Genomic DNA, 23,915 nt, shown 5'->3' on the forward strand with positions numbered 1-23,915 from the left:
CTTTTAATCATATTAAGCAAATAAAAGATAAGCTCAATAATTAAAAAATATTGAGCTTATTTATGATCCATAAAAAAACCTATTAATTCACTCAGAATATAACTTAAAGTAGATCACAATTTAAAATAATAACAATTTTAAAATTACATAACTTTGTAATAAATTAAAAAAATAAATAACATTTTAATAAAAACTAAAAACTTATTTTTATAACTTTAATTTTATACTCATATTTTATAAAAAATTAATAAGGAGATAGAAATGCCAAAATACTTACTATTAGCACAAAAAATTTCTAAAAATATTAAACAAGAACACAGGAACAATCATCTGAAGAACTTAAATAATTTAATTATAGAAATAAAAAAAGCCATTACGGGTACAGAGTTGAAGTTTTTATATAATTTTTTTGATTTCGGAGGTTCTCTTCTTAACTTTCAAGAGGAACTACCTTTTAGGTTCGATATTAGTTTGATTCCTCACTATAAAAGCGAAGAAGATTTTATTTTATGGTTAGCAGATTTCATTGATCGAATCACTATCGATACAAGTAAAGGAGATTACACAATAAAAAAGAGGTTAGCCATTCCCAGCTCTATTGTTGAAAAACTGATATGTAGACCTTAACCATATAGCTACTTTTAATAAATAAAAGCATAAAAAGAACTGCCTTGCTTATCGGCAGTTCTTTTTATATTTAAGTGATGACTACTTGATTTCTAAGGTTCTTGTCGAGGTGCAGAATTCATGTCATGTCTAACTTTGCTTATATTTTCATAAATAACTTTACGCATTCTATTTATTGCACCTAAAGGTTTATGCTCAGGTAAAGCATGCCAAGGCGTAAAGGAAAGATTTTCACAAAATTGATTCTGTTCAGGCGTATCAAAGTTTTGCTTTGGAATACGAATAGTCGCCACTTGATAAAAAGGTGCTTCTTTTTCTTTCCATTCTGTCATTGCATCTTCAACTTGCATTTGAGTTGAAGTTCTTGGTTGTATTAAAAATTCCATACAAACCTCTTGCTTCTGCAAGCTATCTTTTAAAGCCTCTCTTAAAAAATTATGGTTTGGATGATCAGGTAGAGCTGTAGACACCGCTGAACAATTTCTTACAGAGTACTTAACAGCTTGACGGTTACTATCCAAACCGAGTTGATAGGGCACCATAGACCAGTAGCGTGCATATAAAGGATTAGAAATTTTAGAATTACGCGCTCCTAAGGCATTCATTGTTCCTTTAAGTCCTAAAGCAAACGGAATATGAAGCTTTCTAAAAGTACTTTCACTATTAATATCATGTATAAAAGAAAGATATCTTTGCCCATCATTCACAAAAAAGACTGGGTGATTGATCATGATAAAATCTTGAGTTGTGGCGTCTTTTTCACTTTCTAAAATTTTCTCGCCGGGTACACCTAAAACTTTTATAGCCATGCCGCGGGCATCTTTTTCAATATCCGCTTGAGAAGCATCCTTGGATGCATTCGAAAAGCGAATCCATGCCTCATAGCTTTTATCGGGAACAAATACACCTTTTGCGAGTTGAGTTGGAATATTTTTAAGTACATGAAACTCGGCACGAACACAGCCATGTGCTTTCGGATGTGCATCTCTTAAGGCTTTGCCAGGTGAGTATTCTTTTCGGATAGATTCTTCAATAACTGTCGATATTTGTTGTGCTGTCAGCTTTTCATTTGGCTGAAGTTTTTCACCCAAATACGTGTCTGGCTCTGGGTAAGATTTTGCAATACTAGAAGAAATAACAGTAGGTTTAGTATTCTTATAAAATGCGTTATCGTTGCAACCACTTAATAATAATAGCGCTGGAGTAAAAATAAGTAATACTCTAAAGTGCCTTAACTGAGAAAAATTTGGCATTCATTGCTCCTTATTGCAAAGTCCACTTTAGAATTAAAATAATGTGTTATTTTCATATTATTTTAAAGACAATAAGAATTATCTACTGTTAATAGATTAAACTCAATTGTTACTTATCTGAACAATATAAATAAAATTATTATTTAATATAAAGCTTCTTAAAACCATTAAGAGCAATATGACATGATAAATAATTCAGAAAATGTACAAAATAATTCTACTGTTTCACCTTATCCAATTACTCAAAATATACTTATTGATCGATTCAGCCCAAGCTATTGGAGAATAGATGGCCCACAAAGCATGTCTTTTGCCATTACCAATTATGGCAATGGTTTTGAAGCATCTTTCCGCTCACGCATGACCACAGACTTAGCTGGTATTAGTTGGGACTCTTACGACTCTAAAGATCATAAATTGCTAGCTTATGAAACCAAGTATAGCTATTCGGGTGTGGTTTGGGACTTTGACATAGAGCTGTCACCCTCTATGCCTGTTTTAAATAATGAGTCATTAACCCCAACTTTAACGGTTTACTATAACGATAATGGGGTAGATAAAATTGCGTATATTGTCTTATTCAACTACGCGAATACTCCATCTTCAAGATCTGCTCATATTCATATTAACTGGGATACAGTCAAAGCAGGTTTTTCGGCCACAGATAGCTTTCCGGTTACCAATATTCAGCGAATTTCATTTTCAGCGTTTACAAGTAGCTATAACGCACACTCATCATTGCCTTTAAATCAGGCGGAAGATGGTTATATTCGAATTACCAACTCAGTCGTCACAGGCGCAAATGCCCAGTTAAATCTAAGCCGAGTAGTTGTACCTCAGCATAATTATGGTTTATGTACCAGCTATGACGACCATTACGATCTGAATCCACAACGAATCGTCGATAACATGACTGCTTTGGGATATCACGGTTTTATTAACCATTATTGTGGTATGTCGCACTATCCGGAAATGATCTGGAGAAGTGATATTAATAGATTTCAGATTCCAGACACCTTAGTGACTGGACAAGATGTTGTTAACCCATGTACCCGTAAATGGCATGAGAAATATGCCCAAGCGCTGCATAATGCAAATATGCAACCCGTTTTTGGGGTAAGTTTTGAAATGTATTCGCTAGGTGCAAATGAGTTCTGGGCACAGCGTGACTGGAATAGTAATTTGGGTAAAACAGGCTACCAGCCTCCAAGTTATTTCTTCAGTTTAAGCGATCAAAATGCTTTGGCATATTTACATAAAGTTTTTATTGAGTTTGCAGATACCTTAGTGACGGGCGGGTGTGATGTCAACATGCAAATTGGTGAGCCTTGGTGGTGGTACAACACGGATACGAACTTACCATGTGTCTATGACTATCCAACTAAGTTAGCTTTTAATGCAGATACAAGTTTATATGCGCCGGACTTAGGAACAATTTATGATGCAATGAATAAGACTGGAACGCCATACGATGAGTTTAAGTCATGGTTACGAAATAAATTAGGACAAACATGCCAAGATATTCGAACAGCGATCAAAGCAAAATATTCAAATGCTCAAGTATGCCCATTAATCTTTTTCCCATCTATTCGCTCCCCAATACAAACCTTAGCAACTTATATTAATTATCCAAGCGAGCATTATTCATACCCTCATTTTGATTACATTATGACTGAAGCCTATGATTGGCTTCTAGAGGCTAAATTAGATTTAGCCCATCAGGCTGTTTCACAAATACCAACTCAAGATTTAGGCTATCCTGCCAATAAAGTTGCTTATTTATCGGGGTTTGTACCAGATGCATCTATTGCTTATATCTATGGGTTTGATAAAAACAAACCGTATCGCACACCAATCTGGCAACGGATTTTTGGGGATATGAAAAACAATGTGTCTCTAGGGCTAATGAAGCAATTTATCTGGGCATACCCGCAAGTGATGTTTGATTCAATTACAATCGATACTACTCAAGCTCCAGACGGCTTCTTTGTTGAAAATACGCTCTATACACCTATTAGCGATAACACACCATATCCACCGGATATTTACCTATAAGTAAATATAAAGTGTTTTAATATAAATGATTTGATCAGAGAAGCTTCTTAACATAAGAGGCTTCTTCTTTTGAAACACGGGCTTGCTTAGACGTATCTGACTGGCTATGCTGTGATGGATTGCTATGAAAGCCAATTTTAATTTAAGCAAAATTAAGCTCTTGTATTAGCGTTACATTATCTATTTTGTTCGAATATAAATACCGAATGATATAAAGGAAACCCAAAGATGAAATCTCGTGCAGCTGTCGCCTTTGCCCCAGGAAAACCTTTAGAAATTGTTGAAATTGATGTTGCACCACCCAAAGTGGGAGAGGTTTTAATCAAGATTACCCATACTGGTGTATGTCATACCGATGCTTTTACACTGTCTGGTGATGATCCGGAAGGTGTTTTCCCAGCAATTTTAGGTCATGAAGGTGCAGGGGTGGTTGTTGAAGTCGGTGAAGGTGTAACGAGCGTTCAACCGGGTGATCATGTTATTCCGCTTTATACAGCAGAATGTAAAGAATGCTTATTCTGTAAATCTGGAAAAACTAACCTGTGTGTTGCTGTACGTGCCACTCAAGGTAAAGGCGTTATGCCGGATGGCACCACACGTTTTTCATATAATGGTGAGCCGATTTACCACTACATGGGCTGTTCAACCTTTAGTGAATATACTGTAGTTGCTGAAGTTTCTTTGGCTAAGATCAATCCTGAGGCGAATCACGAGCAAGTTTGTTTACTTGGATGCGGCGTGACGACTGGTATTGGCGCCGTGCATAACACAGCGAAAGTACAAGAAGGTGACTCGGTTGCGGTATTTGGCTTAGGTGGTATTGGTTTAGCTGTTGTACAAGGTGCACGTCAGGCAAAAGCGGGGCGTATTATTGTAATAGACACTAACCCAGATAAATTTGAACTTGCTAAACAGTTTGGTGCTACAGATTTCTTAAATCCAAAAGATTATGATCAACCTATTCAACATGTCATTGTAGAAATGACAGGCTGGGGCGTAGATCATTCATTTGAATGTATTGGTAACGTCAATGTAATGCGCTCAGCTCTAGAGTGTGCACATCGTGGTTGGGGGCAATCCGTTATTATTGGTGTAGCGGGTGCAGGCCAAGAAATTTCGACTCGTCCATTCCAGTTAGTGACAGGCCGTAAATGGTTAGGTACAGCATTTGGTGGTGTAAAAGGGCGCTCACAGCTTCCAAAAATGGTCGAAGATGCTATGAAAGGTGAAATTCAACTTGAACCTTTTGTAACGCATACTATGCCTTTACAAGACATTAATACCGCTTTTGATTTAATGCACGAAGGTAAATCAATCCGTACAGTCATTCATTTCTAAATGAAATAAAAAAAGGGCTGTGATTCAGCCCTTTTTTACGCTTCATAGTTTTACATTTTAAATAGCATTACCACATATGTCAGTTGTACCTGGTGGATAAATAAACTGAAGATCATCTCGGTCAGTTATAAGTTCACTAGATAGCTCTTGACCAAACAAGTGTTCTGAAAAAACACCTGCGCTACTAGACATCATGAAACTAATATTTGCTAGTGGAGCAGGTAGATTAGATTTATAACCCAAATCAATCCCATTTAAAATAAAGCCGACTTGCTTAGTTGTTTGGTTGATATATATTCCTAGACGCTGATAATCATCTACATTTAAAGCTACTTTTTTAGAATCATAATAACTAAAAACAGGACCATTAAGATTGCTCAAACGATAAGTTAACGAATAGTTAACATTAGGTGCAATTTTCTTAAAATCTGTAGTATAAGCTCCTGAATTAAACCCATAATGTAATCGAACTGTATATCGGTTATTTGTAGTGCCAGTAATGAAAATAGTTGAGATATAGTTGGACTTATCTAAATCTATCACTGGAACCTTAAGCTGCATTTCTAATGCAATTATGCCTTTTGTAGGTAATAAAAAATCACCTATGTCATTTGTTGAATTAAGCTTATTTTTACTTTCGGCCACATATTCTATAAAGGGATATTGATCTTTAGGAATTGAATCTATGATAAAACCGAACTCTTGATCTTTAATCAATGGAAATTTTTTGATAGGAGTATCATCTTCTATATTTTGTATATTCCATAAATCAAAATCCTCTTGATCGGCATCAAAATTATATTGGCAGATTTTACGATGAGTAAGCTGCACTTTTTTAGGTGAGTCAGATACTTCTTGTTTGTTAGCTAATAAGATTTGAGATGTCGATGTACTATTTTTCGATGCCGTAATAGGTAAAAGATCGACACTCAAACTAGGAGTGCTATACTTTGCTGCCCAGACTAACATAATGATACTACTGGCAAATAAACCCATTTTTTTCATAATTATTCCTAATAAATATAAAATTTAGAAAGTTTTAATGAAGTAAAATCTATAATTAGTTTTTTATAGTTTTTATTTTTTAAATTTTCTTTTGTTTAGGAACGATCGAATATGATTAATCATATTCGATCGTTACAGTTGCCATAGCACGAACTTTACCTGCAGTCACATTTGTTGCTGTTTGATAGTAGCGGGCAGTCATTGGTACATTATATTGAAGTGTCTGATTAGAAGACACTGTCCCTAAGGCTAATTTGTCACCTTTTTTGATGACCTGATTTTTATTTTGATAGTTCCAAAGTAATTGTACGCCCACACCATTTGCTTTTTCAGATGTGGCAGCCGTATTTGCCAGTACTTGGCTATTTGTGCCATCTTGTGTAAAGTCGTAACTTAAACTAATAACATTTTTCTCTTCATAACCCGTTGGGCTTGTACCACCATTACATAGAATATTCATATCAAAAGTTTGTTCGCCTTGAGTGGAACCAACACCTTTAAACCCCGCCTTTGTAACGGTTGGAAGCTGTACAACTTTATTAATGTTACCTTGGATTTCACACGAAGATGAAGCAATGGTAATTGCATCAGCATTCACAGTACTTGTTAAGAAAGGTTTATTTGGATAACCACGAATATAGTAACTACTATATCTGCCTGGTACTAAAGTCCCTGAACCTGTTTGTGGAGCAATTTTAATGATTTCCACCACAAAATAACCTGGTGCTAAAAAACGATTACCCGATATCCCACCACGTTGATAAGGGTAATAGCCCGAGAAATTAGTATTATTTTCGGCTTCACGGTATAAGCGAATACCAATTCCAGGAATATTGGTAGTATAGATGCTATTACCTAAAGAACTTAATGGATAAGCTTGCGTTAATTCAGCAATTACGACATCTCGGCTATCACACCCTTGCGCTAGAGTGCCTTTATCACTAATAGGAAAAGTCGCTTTTCTTAAAATAGCACCAACTTGATCGGTAGGTCTTACAACAACACGACCCACAGCCATAAGAACATCATTGTCTACATATTTAGTTATAACGCACGAAGCATTCGCTTCGCCATACATCCCAAAGCCAGCAGTAAATAGAGCACCCGTTAATAATATTCTTTTCATTTGCAGACAGCCTCCGTCATTACCACGCTTTGTTGCTTGTTTTGCAGCTGGTTACTTACATTGTACTCAACCGTACAACGCTCATTGCTTTCATCACCCCATTTTACATAGAGGCGGTCTTGAGCTTGTGGGGTACGTAAGTAAATCATACTACCTTGTGCAACAATACCTACAGCTTCGTCTTTTTGGTTAAAGACTTGTGCAGCAAACGGTAGACTGTTGCCATCTACAGTTTTACTTTTAATATAAACCGCATAACCAGTTTTGGTTGCAAAGTCTACTTTAGCAATTGCGCCAGCAAATGGAGCAATACGTTGACTAGTTTCTTCAAGTTCTACTTTGCTAGACATTTCTTGAGGGTCAAGCGTAATGTCATTAAGACGGTATGGAGTAACATAAGGAACTACCGCATAACCTGCTTTATTTACACTTAGACCAACCGTATTATTTACTTTTGCTCCAGCTGCATCAGGTGCGTGTACAAGTACCATTGTTTGACCTTGTTCAGGGCCAAATAACACACCTTCTGAGTGAGCAACAATACTACCGCTTAAGCTCACCATTGCTTGCTGATAAGAGTCAGCTACGCTATAAGAACCACCAACAGTTGTATAGTTAGTACGATAACGACCATTTACGTTAAACGATGGGTTTGTATAGTCTTGATGCGACATAGAAGCACCGTAACTAAAGCGATCACCCACCATACCACTTGCACCCACTGTACGACTATCTTCAGATGCAGTAATGTTGACATTGACTGAGTTCTTCTTGAAGTTCATTGGGAAAGACAATGTCATTAAGTACTGAGTATCACGTGATTGAGTATTTGAACCATATTCAACTTGACGGTTAATCGCAGACAAGCCATAAGTTAAGCCATGGTAATTGTTGCTATAACCAATTTGATACTGTTTAGTCGTTTCGCTACGGTTCCAATAATCAACCCATGAACCTACCATATAAAAGTTACCCCAACCCTCAGGAAGACCTTGGTTTAAGGTAATTTGGAATTCACTACGTTGGCGACCAGCAGAATAGGTATTTATGCCTTTGTCTTCTAAATCACGAATAAGAAGAGCATCACGCAATCTATAGAAGTTTTCAGTTGAGTAGCGATAAGCAGCAAGTGTTAAATTCGTATTGGTTGGAGTAATTAACTTACTATAACTTAAACGGAAACTTTGCCCTGACTGGGAAGCTTGCTTTTCAAAGTCAGCTTCAGAGTGGGTAACGTCAAATGCAATTGCACCAACAGGTGTTGCAAAAGCGGCACCTAACAATAAAGCTGTATAATTTTCAGAAGCCTGAATTCCGGTATAACCTGTTAAATAGTTGTTAATACCTTGTTGATATTTACCCTGAACAACCCACGGATTAAGATCAATATCACGGTCACGGAATTGACCCACAGTTAATGAGTAACGATTCATACCAGGACGTAACATCTGTACAACAGATGCATAAGGCACAGCAAATTTTTGGATCTCACCATTTGCTTCAATAACAGTAACTTCAATCTCACCACCAAAACCAGTAGGGTATAGGTCGTTAATTTCAAAGTTACCCGGTGCTACTGTTGTTTGATAAATAAGTTGACCTTGTTGGCGAACTTCAATTTTTGCATTAGTTTTAGCATTACCACGAATACGTGGAGCATAGCCAAGCATACTATTCGGTAACATTCGATCATCACTTGAGAAATCGATACCGCGATAGCCATAAGAGTCAAATACTTCGCCGTTGGTAAAGCTATCCCCAAGTGTTAACACACCACGATATTTCGGGAATGCTCTCTGTAAGTAAGTACTTGTTTCTTCGTAACTTGATTTAGACTGATTTTCCGCAGGGGTATCTTGCCACTGCCACTGACCGTTATGACGTAATTGCCAGCCACCTAAATTTAGTCCGGCAGTGATTCCCATAAATGCATTTGACGTTTCATTTCTGTCATTAGAATGAGTAAACGTCTTATAAGCACTACCACTATAAGATAAAAAGCCTGCATTAATACCACGATCCCATACACTTGGGTCGACATAACCTTGCGCATTTTTTTGTAATGCAACTTGCGGAATTGAGATATCAACACGTAAGCGAGAGTTATCAAACTCATAAAATGCGTTTTCTACCCATTCTTCGATTTTATAGCAAGTATTATTTTCTTTTTGAAGGGGAGCATGCTTAGTCAAAATCTCTTGTTTTACGCCGTATTCAAGAAGATTCATTCCTGTAAAGCAAGTCACTGCATTTTGCGTTGGATCTACAGCTTTAAAGACCATACGGCGTTTACCAAACCATTGACCATTTACATATACGTCAACGTTGTATTCACCAGGTAAAACAGGGTTGCCATATTTAAAGCGAGAAATATCAACTTTTTTTGCATCGCCAATTAAAAAAGCAGAATCAAACTCAGCTTCCACAGGAGCACTCGCAGCTGTTTCTTCAGCGTGCACGAATACAGGCATTGTCATTGTAACAACACCAGAAGCCAAGTAATAACAAATATGGCGTTTTAATAATTTATAAGATTCTTGCCGTTTTTTTGGCATAGCTAAGTCCGCCTACTCACATAATAGGTGCTTAAAATTTATTAAAAATATAAATCTGATTATTGAAGTTTTATTGAGTGTTCGACTCGACCACCGTAGTCATTCACATTAATAAAACTCATATCCTGAAGATTGCCGTTCTTAAGCTGAACAGATGCATCAGAAAAAGGCTTAACCATGAGCCCTTCAGGTAATAAATCAACTTTTTTATCACCCACTTTCTGAAAAACAGAAGTCATCGTGATATGAAAAGGTGTTGGATTTTTTACCGTTAAGTTTTGACCAGATTTAACCCATTGAAGCTTATCTGCTGCTAAGTTCGCGTCATCTTTAATCGAAGCTGGACGATAGAAGAATTTAATACGTGAACGAATGGCTAATTGCAGAAAATTATCAGGTGTCGTATCTGAACTTTTTGAAGTTGGTCTTGGAGGAATATCCAAAACGTTTAACCACAAAACAGTTTCTTGCTTCTGATTTAACTGAGAAGCAGTGGGTAAAGCAGTGATACGGAAAGTCTGACTTTTTGTTGCTTCAACACGAGAAATTGGAGGAGCAATCATAAAAGGAACTTTTGATTGATCCGGAGTACTTTTTGGGTCGCCTTCATCAATCCAAGCTTGGACAAGAGCTGGTTTTGAACCGTTATTGCTAACTTGTAGCGTAACTTCTCGGGCATCTGATGGATAAATTACACGAGTGCCATGAATTACAATTTCTGCATGAGAGGCAGGTGCGGCTACCGCTGAAGCAAATGCCAAACCTAACAAAAAATTATAACTGTTCAATTTCATTTCAGGAGTCTCAACCAGGGAAGTTCGGGAAAGCGTTACACAAAAATAGGGCCTCTATACGAATATAGAAACCCTACCATCCATCAATTATTGATAGATAATTGTGTATTGAACAGAAGTGTTCACTTTACCAGCAGTAGAAGCGCCAGTTGCATAGTATTCAGCATAGTAGTTAAGGTCTGCACTACCAGCTTTAGCAACGTCAACCCATTGAGAGTTTGCTTGAGCGCCATTTGCACCAGCAGCAAGAACTGGGATTACTTGGTTGTTGCTACCTAAAAGTTGAACGTTAACGTTTTTAGCACCAGTAGCGTCTTGGTTAAGTAAACGACCAGTATTGAAGTCAACCGTTGCACCTGGTTCGAAGTAAGTCGCAACTTTACCTTCTGAACAGTTAGCTAATTTGATTTGGAAAGGAGTACGGCCAGCAACGTTACCAGCAGCAGCTAAAGTTTGTTTAGAAACAGTTGGAAGAGTAACTGTGAAGTCTTTACCAGCAGGTGTAACGATGTCACAAGTTTTGTCTGTTACTAAACCATTAATTGTAATTGTACCATCAGCAGCTTGAGCGTTCGCAATCCCTACAACTGAAAGAGCAGCGATCAAAGCAAGTTTTTTCATAGTGTTTTCTCAAAAGTCTGGATAAAAGTTTAATCTCTTACTTTTCCAGAAGTTGGCATCTTGAAAAGTAATGCGGCGATACTAACACTTTTTAAACAAAATGCAAACTTCATCACACTATTTTTCCATAATAAGAAAAATTTTTGATCTTTTGATTTACAATAATGAATACTATTTTTGAGATAAATTACTGTTTTTAATATTAAAATATAAATAATAGCCGGCTATAAAAACAACTGTAAAAGAACCAATACAATTAAGGGAAATTATTTTAAGAAAAATTTAATGAAGTGATTATATAGAACTATTTATCTTTGTGTTTGAAAAAACGTGAATAATTTAACATTTTTTAGAGAAAAGAGCGAATTTTTAATTTTGGCTAGATTGCCGTATGAAAATCGGAAATTCGCTCTTGAGCTATACCTATCTATTAAAGATAAATAAGACTTAGTTGATGTGAGCTATCAATGATAGTTAACGAGAACAACCTTTTTATTAGCACTTATGGTTTCGATACTCGTATCCATTTTTTCAGTATGTCTTGCTAAGTTGAAAACATTATCTTTGCTTAAATATTGAGTATCAATAGTCGTATTCAGAGTATTGATTTGAGCACACTCTTTTTCAACATTTATTGTAGAACAAGTATCTTCAACAATATTTCCTTTAATCATTATTGTGTTATTCGCATAACAAAATAGTGGGGAAGTGGAAAGTACCGCCAAAACTACAATTTTAAATATATTATTTTTCATTTTATATATACCTATTTATTAAATAGTTAATATAAGAGATACAATATTTTTTATTTAAAAACAATATGCAAATTCATTTTAATAAAAAATAAATAAATAACATGTGACCTATATCTCATTAATTATTTTATTTATATAAATAGTTATTGCTTTACAGGTATTTTATTAGAAATGATAACCAAATCACAATTTTACAGAAATAATGAATCTTGGTTGCTATAAAATTAAATTACTGATAATAAATGCTTTAATTAAAATATTCTTAATTTTTATAAAAATAAAGGGGTGAATCGAAATAATTTAACAATTAATATTATTTAATATAACAATATATGGTTGTCATAAGTTAATTATATAATTATAATTTCAGCTCCAAGTTTTTTGATAATTATATAAATTAAAATAAAAGGCTTTAATTAATAAAAATAATATTGAATACATTTTAAACAATAACTAAAGCTAGTTAGTATTATTAAATAAATTGTCATTGTATAGTGTTAAGCTGTAATGCTGCCTAAGGTCATACAGTTTGATTCTTAAATAAGTACATTAAGTGAAATTAAGACAAGATTAGTGCAATGAGATTTACAAAAAGAAAAATTATTTAGTTATCAATAAAATTTTTATTTAATTGTGTTATAATAAAAGTCTATATACTTTACAAGAACTTATAAATGAAACGCATACTAATTAGCTTGATTGGTCTATCATTATTTAACTTAGCTCAAGCGCAGGATTATCCAAATTATGAGGATGAAAAGAAATATCTGCAAATGTTAGAAAAAGTTTATCCACGGTTATCGGTGATTGTACATGGAAAACTGATACTAAATAGTGTAGAAAACGATATAAAAAGTCTTTCAGAAAAAGACAAAAGATATGTTTGTGATATGGCAAATGCAGCTATAACTGTTGATAAGATAGTTATAAATACACCAGTTCATGAATATTATTTTGAATCAACAAACTATCTGCAAAATTTCATTACAACTGATTCAGCAAAAATTCTTAAAGCAGAATTACAACTAACAGGATATAACTGTGTTTAAATTTAATTTTCAATTTTAATCGAAAGCATTGCATGACTAGATTCCCATCTAGTCATGCAATATATTTGACGTTGTTGTAGAGTTACCACCAAAACCCAAAGCTAACTTGAAGCAACAGAAGCAACAGAAGCAACAGAAGCAACAGAAGCAACAGAAGCAACAGAAGCAACAGAAGCAACAGAAGCAACAGAAGCAACAGAAGCAACAGAAGCAACAGAAGCAACAGAAGCAACAGAAGCAAGCGTACAATGAGAAGGACTTTTAAAATCAAAGATCTAAGTGTAAATTATAAAATAGTTCGTATAATGTATATTATGTTAAATAAGGTATGTAGAAATCTACCTATATAAGACTCTGGCTACTCTACGTTGTTGCTGCGCCGTTTATTCTTTACTCTGGTCAATTATTAAGCTTGTATCACTTTCTGCTGGGCCTTAACGCTTTTAATTACTTTGGCATAACCCTATTTCTAGTTTTAGCCAGAATAATTCTCAAAGCAGCCTTCTACAAAATGTAATTACACTTTTATATTTGCCCTAGCGAGCTGAGCTGCTTACCACATTCTAAATTCACGAGCTGTATTCTGGTTACTACTATCTACCGTAAAGATTATTTTGCTAAATCGCCTTTTGGCTACTAAAGTTATTAATTTGCTTAGGCTAAATTGCAATACACAAAAAATTTTCTATCTTATTGAAATTTATATAAATATTTTTAAAAACCCTCTTTACAGGCTCTTAAAAACTGATATAGTACGTATGTGCAGCTATTCTTTAAATTTAGCCTGCTGGTAGATCTCAAATAATCTAAACAATAGCTAAATCACAAAAAAATAAGATCCAACTCAAAGCTATCTTTTGACTTTTTCTCTTTAAATTTTTATTGAAGTGTCATATCTAATCTAAGCCAGATTTATACAATAATTTTTATAATTTAAATAATGGATAATTAAATATGGATCGTTTAAAAACTATTTTATTGATTACAAGTACCTGTTTAACCACAACTCTTTATGCCAAACAACAAGTCGTCTGTGTGTTTGACCCAATTGGTAAGTCGGGAGAGGCTTTTGCCTTAGCTAAAGACTATGCGCTTGAAGCCAAAAATTGGGGAGCTGATATGTCTTTGAAAGCATATGTTGATGAACGTGTTGCTGCTGAAGATTTAAAAGTTGGAAAATGTGACGGCGCAATTATTAGTGGTTTACGTGGGCGTCAATTTAATAAATATACAGGATCTTTAGATGCGGTTGGCGCATTAACAAATATGAAAACGGCGATTAATGCTTATAAGCTGTTGTCCTCACCAATGGCCGCAAAAAACATGGTGGTAGGCCCTTACGAAATTGCAGGTTTAGGGACTATTGGCCCTGCATATTTATTTGTAAATGATAGAAGTATCAATACTCTCGCTAAAGCTGCCGGTAAAAAAATTGGGGTATTTAAATATGATGAAGCCCAACCAAAGCTTGTGCAACATGTTGGAGGTCAGGCTGTATCGGTAGACGTCACCAATGCCGGTGCAAAGTTTAATAATCATGAAATTGATATTGTGCCCGCTCCTATTGTGGCCTTTAAACCTTTTGAGCTACACAAAGGTCTAGGTGAGAAAGGCGCTATCGTTCGTTTTCCTTTGACTCAAATTTCAGCCAACTTCATTATTCGTAAAGACCAGTTTCCAGCAGGTTTTGGACAAAAGTCGCGAACTTGGGTAGCTAGTCAACTCAATAGAACGTTTAGCATTATTGCCAAATATGAAAGTGATATTCCTTCAAAATATTGGATGGATATTCCTAAAAATGAACAATTAAATTATATGAAAATGATGCGTGAAGCACGTATACAGCTAACCAAGGCTGGTATCTATGACCCTAAAATGATGAATTTTTTGAAAAAAGTGAGATGTAAGGAAAACCCAAGTAACTTTGAATGTGCGTTAAATGATGAATAAACACTCAAAACATGTACACATCTTATTTTAAAAAGCTCTACCCTCAGTTATTCATTTCCTCGCGGGCTTGTTGTGGTGTTTTACCCGACCACTCTTTATAAGCCCGTGTAAATGGGCTGTGCTCGGCATAACCTAACAGTAAGGCTATTTCCACAATTTGTAGCCTAGGATCTTTTAAATACGACTTTGCTAATTCGTAACGGACAGTATTTAATTCTTTCCGAAAATTCGTGCCTGCCTCTGTTAAACGGCGTTGTAAGGTTCTACGTGAATAATTTAATCGCTCTGCAAGCTGTTCAATAGTTGGTTCGCCTTGATGAAGTAAGTAAGCAATCTGTTTACGAACTTGATCTGTAATTTCATCAATATGTGGCAGGCTTGCCAGTAACTTGTCGGCATGTTTTTCTAGTATGGCAACTAAAGCTGCATCGGAATTTTTAAGCGGTAGACTTAACATGTCCTTATCAAAACGCATAAGTGCCACAGGCTGTTCAAAAAGCACAGGACAACCGAAATACTCCTCATAAGGCTGAACATTTTCAGGCTGTTCATGAATAAAATGTATTTCTTTTAGTTTTTCTTTTCCTCGAATGAGGCTACGGCAGAATTGAACTATAACCGTACGGCCAGTTTCATCAGATAAGCCCCCGACTGTTTGATCGTCCGTGGTATCCCATGAAAGCTCTACATACTCTGGGTAAATATGTACAGATGCGGGTACCACGTCATATACGAGCCTTTGGTAGCGTTCAAATCTTTCTAAAACCGCTCCCAAATTTTCACACGCAAGAAATACAGAACCTAAAACGCCTAGATGTTGAGCTGTAATTGTTTGGCCCACATGTAAGCCAATGAAAGGGTCATTTAAATAATCTTTAGCGATAACAAGAAGACTTTCCCAATGATCAATATCTACGCCTTCCAAATGATTTGAATCTGCTTTAGGCCATGGTTCACCAAGAACCTTTTCTGGCTCATGTCCTAGCTTTTCGAGATATTCAAACAATAACTGAACATAGGTTTCAGGAATCCTTCTTCTATACAACGACTTATTCAATCCATTCATTTCGTATAGTTCTAATTTGGCGTTAAATATCAAGTAGTGTACTTAAAGCTTTTAAGCAAAAGCAAATAACTAAAACACCTGCTCAATCCAAATTTTGGCGCAAAGTGTCAAGTAATATGGCGGCTTTCATCAAGCCCTATCTCATTATTTTTCAGATGATAGCGTCATAGCAAATATTGAGCGAAACACGATGAATAAAAATCTAAAGAATAGGCCACAAACGCCACTAGATATTCAGTTTAATTCAAACGGCGTGAAATGCAGTGCCTATTTATATCGTCCAGCCACCGAGGTAGCTACTCCAATGATTGTAATGGCGCATGGTTTGGGTGGAACTCGCAGAATGCGTTTAACTGCTTTTGCCGAACGTTTTGTGGCAGAGGGTTATGCTTGTTTAGTGTTTGATTATCGCTATTTTGGTGATAGCGAAGGACAACCCCGACAATTGTTAGATATCCAAAGCCAGCTTGAAGACTGGAAAGCAGCAATTGCATATGCTCGTAGCCTACCAAATGTTGATAAAAACAAGATTATCTTATGGGGAAGTTCTTTTTCTGGCGGTCATGTATTGGCTACGGCCGCTCAGGATGCCCACATCTGTGCAGTAGTTTCACAATGCCCATTTACCGATGGCCTTTCTTCTAGTTTAGCCATGAGCCCTATAACTTCAGCAAAACTTACGGCTTTGGCTGTTCGTGACCGTGTTGCGGCTGCGTTTAGCAAACAGCCGCTTATGGTCAAACTTACAGGACTAGAGCATGAAACGGCATTGATGACTGCTCCAGATGCCTATTCGGGAATTATGTCTTTAGTTAAAGACGAACCTAACTACAAAAACTACGTGGCAGCACGTTTTGCATTGGACATTATCCGTTATTATCCGGGACGTAAAACGCCAAAAATTAAAGCCCCAGTTTTATTTTGTATTTGTGAAACCGATACAGTTGCTCCTGCAAAAGCCACACTGCGTCATGCCAAGCGGACACCTCACAAAGAAATAAAAACCTATTCATACGGTCATTTTGACATTTACACAGGTCAAGCCTTTGAACATGTGGTGAAAGATCAAATTGATTTTCTTAAACGTACTGTTCCAGTAGCTCAAGCTTAAGTTAAAGGACTTTAAAAATGGCGAAGTATGAATTAAAAGATAAAGTTGTGGTGATTACAGGCTCAACAGGTGGTCTTGGTCTTGCGATTGCTCAGGCATTACAGGCCAAAGGTGCAAAACTCGCATTATTAGACTTAGACCTGAGCAAAGTTGAAAGTCAGGCAAAACAGCTAGGTGGAAAAAGCATTGCCGCAGGTTGGGTTGCCGATGTCCGTTCTTTGGAAAGCCTAAAAACTGCTATGGCAGATGCAGCTACACACTTCGGTAAAATTGATGTGGTGATTGCAAATGCAGGTATAGGCTCAACGGAGGCACTAGAACATATGGCTCCTGAAACCTTTGAACGAACCATCGATATTAACCTGACTGGAGTATTTCGTACTTTTCGTGCAGCTATACCGTATGTAAAACAAACACAGGGATATTTACTGGCAGTGTCTTCAATGGCGGCTTTCGTCCACTCCCCATTAAACACGCACTACACTTCGAGTAAAGCAGGCGTTTGGGCTTTATGCGATAGCCTTCGTCTGGAATTAAAATATTCAAATATTGGCGTTGGTAGCCTTCATCCAACTTTCTTTAAAACCCCATTAATGGACACTATTCAAAATGACCCAGCGGGTAAAGCTGTGTGGAAAGGTAACTCTGGTATTTGGAAATATGTATCTATTGAAGAAGTTGTTTCGGGCGTAGTTGAAAGTATAGAACAGCGTAAAGATATGACGGTTGTACCTAAAATAAATACTCCAATTGCCAAAGCACCAGCATTGTTTAGAAATGTGATTGAGTTTCTAGGTTTCAACCGTAAACAGCTTAAACAGACCATGCAATTGGCAGAGAAAAAGCATCATTAATTTTAGGTCTTTTGGACACGGATGTTCTCGAGATAGCCGTGTTTATTTAATTAGCAGCAAAATTCTAATCATTAGCTCAAATCATAAGTCTAATGCATTAGCTACGTATACCAACAATGGACCATATGGTATTAACGAATATATGTAAAGGGTCTTTGGGCATTCTTATGATCAAGCCACTGTTTTATTATATATTTAGAAGTAGCACTACTCTCCACCTAATAACTTCTCACTATGAAAATTACATTAATACCAATATTGCTACTTTCCAGCTTATTCCTAACTTCTTGTAAGGCTTCGACAGATAAAGAAGACATTGATAACTATGTGAAAGTAGATCTCAAAAATTATGCTACTGACAATTATAGATTGATCATTGAAGCGAATAAGAATGTGAACAATGAGCCTGCTTTGAAAAACTCTTTGTTTAATAATTCCTATGTTAAGTTAGAAACAGCACGGAGCCTTTTAAATGAAGAATATCCAGACTGGATTCAAGGCTTAGATAAAAACGGTTATGACTATGATGACCTCAACACAATATGTTGGATGACGGTATTCATGGAAAACTACGTAAATAAAGTTGAAGGTCCATACAAAAGCCAACTTAAGGATGAAACCTTAAATGATGTTCACAGCCTATACGGTGAAAGACAAAAAATTATTAAGCTACGCGATAGCAAAGATAAGACTGCTCGAAACTTTGTAGAAGTATGTGAATAGATCATTATTATAAAAGCTTTGAATATTCAGGGCTTTTTAAATTGCTTTACAAAGATCGAGATATTTACATTATTATTGGTCGTATGGGCTGTGCATCCTGATAAATAAAACTATACAGCACTGTCTACCCCTCTTTGCTATCATTCCACCCCTTCATGAAAATAAGAAGGAATAGTTTTGGCGACACCATATATAACTATAGGCTGCCCTACTACTGGCGGTGGTCAAGTAATCTCAGGGAATAGTATGTTCCTGATTGACGGAATTCCCGTTGCCTGTGTTGGCGACAAAGCAACTTGCCCAACTCATAAAGTCGTTGCAACTATTGTCTCCGGTGATCCAAACATGCAGATCTTCGGCAAAGCCGCTGCTCGTGTTAATGATTCACTCTCTTGTGGTTGCAAATTACTGCCTCAACAAAACTTGGTTGTTCAAGACAATGGTGGTGCAGCATCATCGGGTGCAAAATCCTCATCAGCTCCAATGTCACAAAAACAGCAGACTACTGATAGTTTTAGAGAAGAAAAATATGAAAACTATTACATTGAGCAGTATAAAACTGATGTCTACATTAGCCATAAGGCTGTTCTTTTAGGTGATGAAGGTGTAACACCTCTGGATGGAGCTGTAAGCTATTTTCTAAACTACAAAGTTCAAGGCAAGGAACTATTTTTAAGTGTAGTTATTAATGCAGCTCCATTAAGTCACAAGGGAACTGTTTATCCTTTTGGGACCGCAATTGTTTCACGGGAAGGTAAAGAGATTGCCAGAACCAAGTTAAAAAGCGATAAAGGATATTGGCCAACAGATCAAAATAAGGCCCCTTTAGGAAGTTGCACTATCAAGTTACCAGAGCCAAATTTACAACTTGTTGATGTAGAGCTTGAATTAGGATATACCGCAGTGATTTCAGATACAGTGGGTTCTGTGCATCCAATGCCTCCTATTAAAAAATATAAGTTTTCCTTAAACTCTGCGGCGCGCAAGGTGTAAAAGTTATGAATAAATTATTAACGATTCTATTATTAAGTGCCTTGGTTGCTGCATGTAATAACCCTAATAGCACAACCAAAATCACCCAAGTGCAGAGTGAACAATCTAATAACCAAAAAGAAGCGTTAAAACCACTTGTGGCAGAGTTCAATGAAATTATGAACTCTCTTCAGACAGAAGCTGACATTACATCCACACAAGCAAAGTTGGAAAAACTTTTAAAGAAATTTCCAAATGACAATGATTCAAGCATACAAGTGCAAAAGTTGAAATTAAAAGTACTACTGCAACTAGGTTATTTAAATGAAGCCAATATTTTGGCAACAAAAATTCTCGCTTTAGATAGCACGGCAAGCATTCAAGAAACTCAGTGTCTAATTCAAAGAAAATTGCAAAAGCCAGAAAACCAAATTAATAGCTGTTATGAAAAAGCAGCTAAGCTATATCAGGCACAATACGAAAAATTAAGTAATGATAATCCACAAAAGCAATATGCTCTCTGGTCAAGTTACGCTGCCATGTACCAAGCTGGTCATACTGAATATAAGCAAAAGTTGAAAGCTATTGTTAATGCTCAAACCACTGAAGATGAGAAACATACTTTCAATACTATGTATGAAAACGTAGTGGATCCAGCTGTTATTAAAGAAATTCTTGAATCTATGCCATATAAGAAATAACCTCATTGAAGATCATTTCTTATATGGATATGTATTGAATAGCCTTAATTATTTAGGGCTTTTTTATTGCTTTTACAAAAATCGAAGCATCTGATTTAAGACTCTAAGCTGACTATATATTTCATTCATTAACCATATTCTATATCTCACGGCGGTTGTATATGCGTTTGGGTAGTTATTACTAATTTCAGACAAGCTTTTTATAATAAATCGCTGTGCCGTCATAGTTCCCATTTGAACTTAAGGCAAAGTTTGGAATGACACCCACGCGAACAAATCCAATTTTGCTATATAAAAGTTCGGACACATCGCCTTCACGTGTATCTAAGACAAGTAAGCGCAGCCCCTTTTCTCGTGCAAAATTTTCTAGCTCATTCATTAGTAGTGTTGCTATTCCTTGTTTTCTTGCTGTTGTTAGAACCATGAGTTTTTCAACTTCGGCTCTATGAACTCCGTTCTTTTTACTCACTAAGGATAATTGAACACTACCTAGAATTTTCCCTTCTTGAATGGCAATCCATAGACGGCTATTACCTTGTGCTAATTTATGATTGACCTCACGCCAATAATTTAAGACTTCGTTCTTTTCTATAGGAGCTAGGAAACCTATTGAAGCTCCGTTATTTACGGAATCTTCTAACAGTAGAGATAAGCCTTCTTCATAATCGCCAATTTCTTTTATTTCTAAAATTCCAATATTTTTCATATTTCTTCTCTAAAGTTATAAGGATGAATTGCACATGAAACTTTTATCCAAAGAATCTTACCTTATGAAGAATAAGTTAATAAAAACCTCTCAATATCACTAATCATTCTTTCTACATCTTCTTTGGTGAACTCATCATAATTCCCATGAGCAGCATTATTTCTTATATCTGCTAAAGCTGTAATTTGCTTTTGTTGTAGTTTATTGTAGACACCAGCTTTCGCTAAATCATCATTTAGCTGAGTTAATCTTTTTCTTTCAATATCTATACCATTATTCAAACATAGCTCCTTTATTGCAGTTTCTAAAACTACACCTGCAATTACAGCAGCTGCATTTTTATAACCACTTTCAAAAAGTGATTTAGCTTGTTCAAGCTCACTATCAAAAATTTCAGCCTGTACTATTTGCTTGAAAGTTATTAAAAAACCACTTTTAAAATCATCATATGCAGCGACTAAAACAGGCGTTAATCTTTTGATAACTCTTGTGTTTGTGTCATAACTTTGTGTTTCTTCAGATTGAATCAAGTCTTTAAAATGTATAGATTTTTCTCCACAAGCCAATATTATCAAGTTCTTTACTTTAACTTTCCATTCCAAAAATTTAGCATCCCCGTCTTCACCTAATGTTTCATAACTTCCATATTCATGGCGTTTTACTTTAGATAGGGCTTTTATTTCCCCCGCTTCTTCGATTAGTTTTTCAAAACGATTAAGAATCTTCTGGCTCATACACAGATACTCAAATATTAGTTGTTAAGAAATTATCTTTTTGTACACTTAACTTATCATGAGCTTAAGCTTTTCAAAAACACCTCTAATACCCTTTCATCAACTTCATCCCAACTTAAATGCTGAATGACGGCGCCATCGATCATATATAGAAAGAGTTTGGCATCGGTAAAAGAAGCATCGGGGTTAAGTGCTCTAAGCTGGCTATATATTTCATTGGTGAGCCATGTTCTATATCTCACGGCGGTTGTATAGGCGTTTGGATAGTTATTTTTCGTTTCAAAAATGGCTTTAAATAGCAGGTAATACAGCCCGTCTATATCTGCGTGTAAGTCATAGAGCTTTTTAAGCTTATCGTCTGCGCTGGTGTATTCGTCGTATTCGACCATAGAGACTACTTTTTCTTGTAGTCGTTCTTTTTGTACGATTAGACAAATTTCAATAAAGCGTTCTTTAGATTGAAAGTAGGTATAAAACGTCATTTTTGGAATACCAGACTCTTTTACAAGTCTGTCCACGCCGACGATATGAAACCCGTTGTAATGAAACAGCTCAATTGATTTATTTACGACTTTTAATGCACGTGTTGGGAGAGTTAAATTTTGCATATTTTTACCGTTATAAATTAAATTTTTGTTGTATATAAATGAGACATAAAAGCCTTCCACTTTTCTAAAAGTGAAAAAAAGGCGTAGCAAAGCCGTAAAGACTGTGCCGAGCACATCTCAAGTTTTAGTTGTTGATGAAAGTTTTAAGTAATAACGAGCTAAAGCCTGAAAAAGCCTTGCGGCGATCAAGCTGCGTTAAATGTTTTAAGCTGTGTTGTTATAGCTTTTGGCAATGGTTGCCAAGAAATTATGGATGTGCAAAGCCAACTCCTTATATAGGGAGTTCTGCCAGAGCATAAAATTTATGGTGGCAGAACGGAAGAGGGTTAGCAGACTGGTTAGACTCCAGCACACCCGAGGGTGTCCCTCTCCCGTCCTACCGCTACGGGAGGGAACTGGGAGTTTTCGCACAAAACTATTCCTCAGAAGAAATAATCCTGATGCGGTCTAATACGGTCTGCTAAAACCGGCTGGCAATGTAGGCCAGCCCGCAAATGGTAATCTCCAATATTTGAGGTGTCAATGTGAAATTGGCTAGAAATTATTTAAATAATTATTATTTTTCATTTAATTAGATAATTAAGGAAACTCTTAAGTAATATTTACAATCTACTTTTATATCATTAAGTTAAAGTTTAAAATTTCAAAAACTTAAAGACTGGTTTGGTTCACATCAACAAAGAATGAATTAATAAAAGTGAGCAATTACTCTTATGCCTAATCTAAGTATTCAGTATAAAATTATGACCTAAGCGACCATCTTACAAATTTGGCCGCGTCATATACTTAAAGTGATAAGAGCAAAAAATGACTCAAAATCAAGTTGAACTCGCAGAGACATTGTCAAAAGAATCTCATCAAGGTCAAAAGTATGGGCCTCATGATTACTTTGAGTACCATATTAAAGGTGTGGTCAATTCATTAATCGAGCATCAATTTTCAGAAATCTACATTATTACCGCCCTTCTCCACGATAGTGTTGAAGACACGCTTCTTACGCTAGACAAAATCGAAAGCTTATTTGGAAAAGAAATCCGCGATGCCGTCGATGCATTAACTAAGCGAGCAGATGAAACACGCGAAGAATATTTATTCCGTTGTGGTTTAAATCCAATTGCTCGAGTGGTGAAACTTCATGATGCAGCCTTTAATGCGCATAACTCACATAAGGACAATAATCACTCACGTGTCGATTATTACCTTCAAACCATGTTAGCTGTTTCAACGGCGCAAGATAAGTTGGGCTAAAGAGCCAAAATTACTAGGTTTATTAAATCTAAAACGAGTTATCTTGATTTTGTAACGTAATCAA

23 protein-coding genes and 1 pseudogene are annotated in these 23,915 nt (G+C 36.0%); 12 read left to right on the forward strand and 12 right to left on the reverse strand.

The window, feature by feature from the left end; translation table 11 throughout:
• Positions 1 to 261 precede the first annotated feature (261 nt).
• Positions 262 to 627 (forward strand): hypothetical protein, encoded by a 366-nt coding sequence (locus tag ACH8JV_RS17470; protein WP_396522753.1) that lies wholly within the window; start codon positions 262 to 264, stop codon positions 625 to 627.
• Between the two features lie 92 nt (positions 628 to 719).
• Here ACH8JV_RS17470 and ACH8JV_RS17475 read toward each other — a convergent pair whose 3' ends face one another.
• A complete protein-coding gene (locus tag ACH8JV_RS17475; protein WP_396522755.1) occupies positions 720 to 1,880 on the reverse strand; it encodes a catalase family protein in 1,161 nt (386 codons plus the stop codon).
• A gap of 183 nt (positions 1,881 to 2,063) precedes the next feature.
• Here ACH8JV_RS17475 and ACH8JV_RS17480 point away from each other — a divergent pair, with 183 nt between their 5' ends.
• Together ACH8JV_RS17480 and ACH8JV_RS17485 are read left to right on the forward strand one after the other, a co-directional pair.
• Positions 2,064 to 3,935 (forward strand): phage capsid protein, encoded by a 1,872-nt coding sequence (locus tag ACH8JV_RS17480; RefSeq protein ID WP_396522757.1) that lies wholly within the window; start codon positions 2,064 to 2,066, stop codon positions 3,933 to 3,935.
• A 228-nt stretch (positions 3,936 to 4,163) separates the two neighbouring features.
• Entirely contained in the window at positions 4,164 to 5,273 is a 1,110-nt protein-coding gene (locus tag ACH8JV_RS17485; protein WP_396522759.1) for an S-(hydroxymethyl)glutathione dehydrogenase/class III alcohol dehydrogenase, read from the forward strand.
• Between the two features lie 57 nt (positions 5,274 to 5,330).
• Here the strand turns inward: ACH8JV_RS17485 and ACH8JV_RS17490 are convergent, their stop codons facing one another.
• The 6 genes from ACH8JV_RS17490 to ACH8JV_RS17515 all read right to left on the reverse strand — a co-directional run bounded on the left by ACH8JV_RS17490 (position 5,331) and on the right by ACH8JV_RS17515 (position 12,129).
• Positions 5,331 to 6,278 (reverse strand): DUF4882 family protein, encoded by a 948-nt coding sequence (locus tag ACH8JV_RS17490; protein WP_396522761.1) that lies wholly within the window; start codon positions 6,276 to 6,278, stop codon positions 5,331 to 5,333.
• A gap of 115 nt (positions 6,279 to 6,393) precedes the next feature.
• Positions 6,394 to 7,404, reverse strand: coding sequence for a fimbrial protein (locus ACH8JV_RS17495; protein ID WP_396522763.1), 1,011 nt, complete (start codon positions 7,402 to 7,404; stop codon positions 6,394 to 6,396).
• Positions 7,401 to 9,959, reverse strand: coding sequence for a fimbria/pilus outer membrane usher protein (locus tag ACH8JV_RS17500; protein ID WP_396522765.1), 2,559 nt, complete (start codon positions 9,957 to 9,959; stop codon positions 7,401 to 7,403). The genes ACH8JV_RS17495 and ACH8JV_RS17500 overlap by 4 nt, the downstream gene beginning before the upstream one ends.
• Positions 9,960 to 10,018: 59 nt before the next feature.
• Entirely contained in the window at positions 10,019 to 10,753 is a 735-nt protein-coding gene (locus ACH8JV_RS17505) for a molecular chaperone (protein ID WP_263613740.1), read from the reverse strand.
• Positions 10,754 to 10,840: 87 nt separating this feature from the next.
• Complete coding sequence (locus ACH8JV_RS17510) at positions 10,841 to 11,374, reverse strand: fimbrial protein (protein ID WP_000731816.1); 534 nt, start codon at positions 11,372 to 11,374, stop codon at positions 10,841 to 10,843.
• Between the two features lie 464 nt (positions 11,375 to 11,838).
• A complete protein-coding gene (locus ACH8JV_RS17515; RefSeq protein ID WP_263613741.1) occupies positions 11,839 to 12,129 on the reverse strand; it encodes a hypothetical protein in 291 nt (96 codons plus the stop codon).
• Positions 12,130 to 12,803: 674 nt separating this feature from the next.
• On the opposite strand from ACH8JV_RS17515, the gene ACH8JV_RS17520 reads away from it, so the two are divergent.
• The 3 genes from ACH8JV_RS17520 to adeT1 all read left to right on the forward strand — a co-directional run bounded on the left by ACH8JV_RS17520 (position 12,804) and on the right by adeT1 (position 15,128).
• Complete coding sequence (locus ACH8JV_RS17520) at positions 12,804 to 13,178, forward strand: hypothetical protein (RefSeq protein ID WP_263613742.1); 375 nt, start codon at positions 12,804 to 12,806, stop codon at positions 13,176 to 13,178.
• Positions 13,179 to 13,284: 106 nt separating this feature from the next.
• Entirely contained in the window at positions 13,285 to 13,443 is a 159-nt protein-coding gene (locus ACH8JV_RS17525) for a hypothetical protein (RefSeq protein WP_396522768.1), read from the forward strand.
• Positions 13,444 to 14,132: 689 nt separating this feature from the next.
• On the forward strand, positions 14,133 to 15,128 hold the full coding sequence (adeT1, locus tag ACH8JV_RS17530; RefSeq protein WP_396522770.1) for a putative multidrug efflux protein AdeT1: 996 nt from the start codon (positions 14,133 to 14,135) through the stop codon (positions 15,126 to 15,128).
• Between the two features lie 43 nt (positions 15,129 to 15,171).
• Here adeT1 and ACH8JV_RS17535 read toward each other — a convergent pair whose 3' ends face one another.
• A complete protein-coding gene (locus ACH8JV_RS17535; protein WP_396522772.1) occupies positions 15,172 to 16,194 on the reverse strand; it encodes an AraC family transcriptional regulator in 1,023 nt (340 codons plus the stop codon).
• 190 nt (positions 16,195 to 16,384) lie between these two features.
• Between ACH8JV_RS17535 and ACH8JV_RS17540 the strand changes: the two genes are divergently transcribed.
• The 5 genes from ACH8JV_RS17540 to ACH8JV_RS17560 all read left to right on the forward strand — a co-directional run bounded on the left by ACH8JV_RS17540 (position 16,385) and on the right by ACH8JV_RS17560 (position 20,555).
• Positions 16,385 to 17,305 (forward strand): alpha/beta hydrolase, encoded by a 921-nt coding sequence (locus tag ACH8JV_RS17540; RefSeq protein WP_396522774.1) that lies wholly within the window; start codon positions 16,385 to 16,387, stop codon positions 17,303 to 17,305.
• Positions 17,306 to 17,322: 17 nt separating this feature from the next.
• Positions 17,323 to 18,159 (forward strand): SDR family NAD(P)-dependent oxidoreductase, encoded by an 837-nt coding sequence (locus ACH8JV_RS17545; RefSeq protein ID WP_396522776.1) that lies wholly within the window; start codon positions 17,323 to 17,325, stop codon positions 18,157 to 18,159.
• Between the two features lie 234 nt (positions 18,160 to 18,393).
• The gene (locus tag ACH8JV_RS17550; RefSeq protein WP_396522778.1) at positions 18,394 to 18,882 is read left to right on the forward strand and encodes a hypothetical protein; all 489 of its coding nucleotides are present in this window, start codon (positions 18,394 to 18,396) and stop codon (positions 18,880 to 18,882) included.
• Between the two features lie 177 nt (positions 18,883 to 19,059).
• Complete coding sequence (locus ACH8JV_RS17555) at positions 19,060 to 19,875, forward strand: PAAR domain-containing protein (protein ID WP_396522780.1); 816 nt, start codon at positions 19,060 to 19,062, stop codon at positions 19,873 to 19,875.
• Positions 19,876 to 19,880: 5 nt separating this feature from the next.
• Positions 19,881 to 20,555, forward strand: coding sequence for a hypothetical protein (locus tag ACH8JV_RS17560; RefSeq protein ID WP_001037846.1), 675 nt, complete (start codon positions 19,881 to 19,883; stop codon positions 20,553 to 20,555).
• Positions 20,556 to 20,651: 96 nt separating this feature from the next.
• Here the strand turns inward: ACH8JV_RS17560 and ACH8JV_RS17565 are convergent.
• The 4 genes and pseudogenes from ACH8JV_RS17565 to ACH8JV_RS17580 all read right to left on the reverse strand — a co-directional run.
• Positions 20,652 to 20,750, reverse strand: a pseudogene (locus tag ACH8JV_RS17565) (TetR family transcriptional regulator); the annotation flags it as partial.
• On the reverse strand, positions 20,743 to 21,261 hold the full coding sequence (locus ACH8JV_RS17570) for a GNAT family N-acetyltransferase (protein ID WP_396522782.1): 519 nt from the start codon (positions 21,259 to 21,261) through the stop codon (positions 20,743 to 20,745). The gene ACH8JV_RS17570 and the pseudogene ACH8JV_RS17565, both read right to left, overlap by 8 nt.
• Before the next feature lie 62 nt (positions 21,262 to 21,323).
• On the reverse strand, positions 21,324 to 21,995 hold the full coding sequence (locus ACH8JV_RS17575) for a HEPN domain-containing protein (RefSeq protein ID WP_396522784.1): 672 nt from the start codon (positions 21,993 to 21,995) through the stop codon (positions 21,324 to 21,326).
• Between the two features lie 56 nt (positions 21,996 to 22,051).
• Positions 22,052 to 22,603 (reverse strand): TetR/AcrR family transcriptional regulator, encoded by a 552-nt coding sequence (locus ACH8JV_RS17580; RefSeq protein ID WP_396522786.1) that lies wholly within the window; start codon positions 22,601 to 22,603, stop codon positions 22,052 to 22,054.
• A gap of 807 nt (positions 22,604 to 23,410) precedes the next feature.
• On the opposite strand from ACH8JV_RS17580, the gene ACH8JV_RS17585 reads away from it, so the two are divergent.
• Positions 23,411 to 23,851: an HD domain-containing protein gene (locus tag ACH8JV_RS17585; protein ID WP_396522788.1), complete on the forward strand. Its 441-nt coding sequence runs from the start codon at positions 23,411 to 23,413 to the stop codon at positions 23,849 to 23,851.
• The last annotated feature ends 64 nt before the right edge of the window (positions 23,852 to 23,915 follow it).

Origin of the sequence: Acinetobacter sp. ABJ_C5_2, assembly GCF_044538485.1 — a bacterium.
GTDB lineage: Bacteria > Pseudomonadota > Gammaproteobacteria > Pseudomonadales > Moraxellaceae > Acinetobacter > Acinetobacter nosocomialis_A.

Excerpts from the sequence above, each read along its gene's own strand:
- ACH8JV_RS17470 (WP_396522753.1), top strand. The coding sequence starts at position 262 with ATGCCAAAATACTTACTATTAGCACAAAAAATTTCTAAAAATATTAAA.
- ACH8JV_RS17475 (WP_396522755.1), bottom strand. The coding sequence starts at position 1,880 with ATGCCAAATTTTTCTCAGTTAAGGCACTTTAGAGTATTACTTATTTTT.
- ACH8JV_RS17480 (WP_396522757.1), top strand. The coding sequence starts at position 2,064 with ATGATAAATAATTCAGAAAATGTACAAAATAATTCTACTGTTTCACCT.
- ACH8JV_RS17485 (WP_396522759.1), top strand. The coding sequence starts at position 4,164 with ATGAAATCTCGTGCAGCTGTCGCCTTTGCCCCAGGAAAACCTTTAGAA.
- ACH8JV_RS17490 (WP_396522761.1), bottom strand. The coding sequence starts at position 6,278 with ATGAAAAAAATGGGTTTATTTGCCAGTAGTATCATTATGTTAGTCTGG.
- ACH8JV_RS17495 (WP_396522763.1), bottom strand. The coding sequence starts at position 7,404 with ATGAAAAGAATATTATTAACGGGTGCTCTATTTACTGCTGGCTTTGGG.
- ACH8JV_RS17500 (WP_396522765.1), bottom strand. The coding sequence starts at position 9,959 with ATGCCAAAAAAACGGCAAGAATCTTATAAATTATTAAAACGCCATATT.
- ACH8JV_RS17505 (WP_263613740.1), bottom strand. The coding sequence starts at position 10,753 with ATGAAATTGAACAGTTATAATTTTTTGTTAGGTTTGGCATTTGCTTCA.
- ACH8JV_RS17510 (WP_000731816.1), bottom strand. The coding sequence starts at position 11,374 with ATGAAAAAACTTGCTTTGATCGCTGCTCTTTCAGTTGTAGGGATTGCG.
- ACH8JV_RS17515 (WP_263613741.1), bottom strand. The coding sequence starts at position 12,129 with ATGAAAAATAATATATTTAAAATTGTAGTTTTGGCGGTACTTTCCACT.
- ACH8JV_RS17520 (WP_263613742.1), top strand. The coding sequence starts at position 12,804 with ATGAAACGCATACTAATTAGCTTGATTGGTCTATCATTATTTAACTTA.
- adeT1 (WP_396522770.1), top strand. The coding sequence starts at position 14,133 with ATGGATCGTTTAAAAACTATTTTATTGATTACAAGTACCTGTTTAACC.
- ACH8JV_RS17535 (WP_396522772.1), bottom strand. The coding sequence starts at position 16,194 with ATGAATGGATTGAATAAGTCGTTGTATAGAAGAAGGATTCCTGAAACC.
- ACH8JV_RS17540 (WP_396522774.1), top strand. The coding sequence starts at position 16,385 with ATGAATAAAAATCTAAAGAATAGGCCACAAACGCCACTAGATATTCAG.
- ACH8JV_RS17545 (WP_396522776.1), top strand. The coding sequence starts at position 17,323 with ATGGCGAAGTATGAATTAAAAGATAAAGTTGTGGTGATTACAGGCTCA.
- ACH8JV_RS17550 (WP_396522778.1), top strand. The coding sequence starts at position 18,394 with ATGAAAATTACATTAATACCAATATTGCTACTTTCCAGCTTATTCCTA.
- ACH8JV_RS17560 (WP_001037846.1), top strand. The coding sequence starts at position 19,881 with ATGAATAAATTATTAACGATTCTATTATTAAGTGCCTTGGTTGCTGCA.
- ACH8JV_RS17570 (WP_396522782.1), bottom strand. The coding sequence starts at position 21,261 with ATGAAAAATATTGGAATTTTAGAAATAAAAGAAATTGGCGATTATGAA.
- ACH8JV_RS17575 (WP_396522784.1), bottom strand. The coding sequence starts at position 21,995 with ATGAGCCAGAAGATTCTTAATCGTTTTGAAAAACTAATCGAAGAAGCG.
- ACH8JV_RS17580 (WP_396522786.1), bottom strand. The coding sequence starts at position 22,603 with ATGCAAAATTTAACTCTCCCAACACGTGCATTAAAAGTCGTAAATAAA.
- ACH8JV_RS17585 (WP_396522788.1), top strand. The coding sequence starts at position 23,411 with ATGACTCAAAATCAAGTTGAACTCGCAGAGACATTGTCAAAAGAATCT.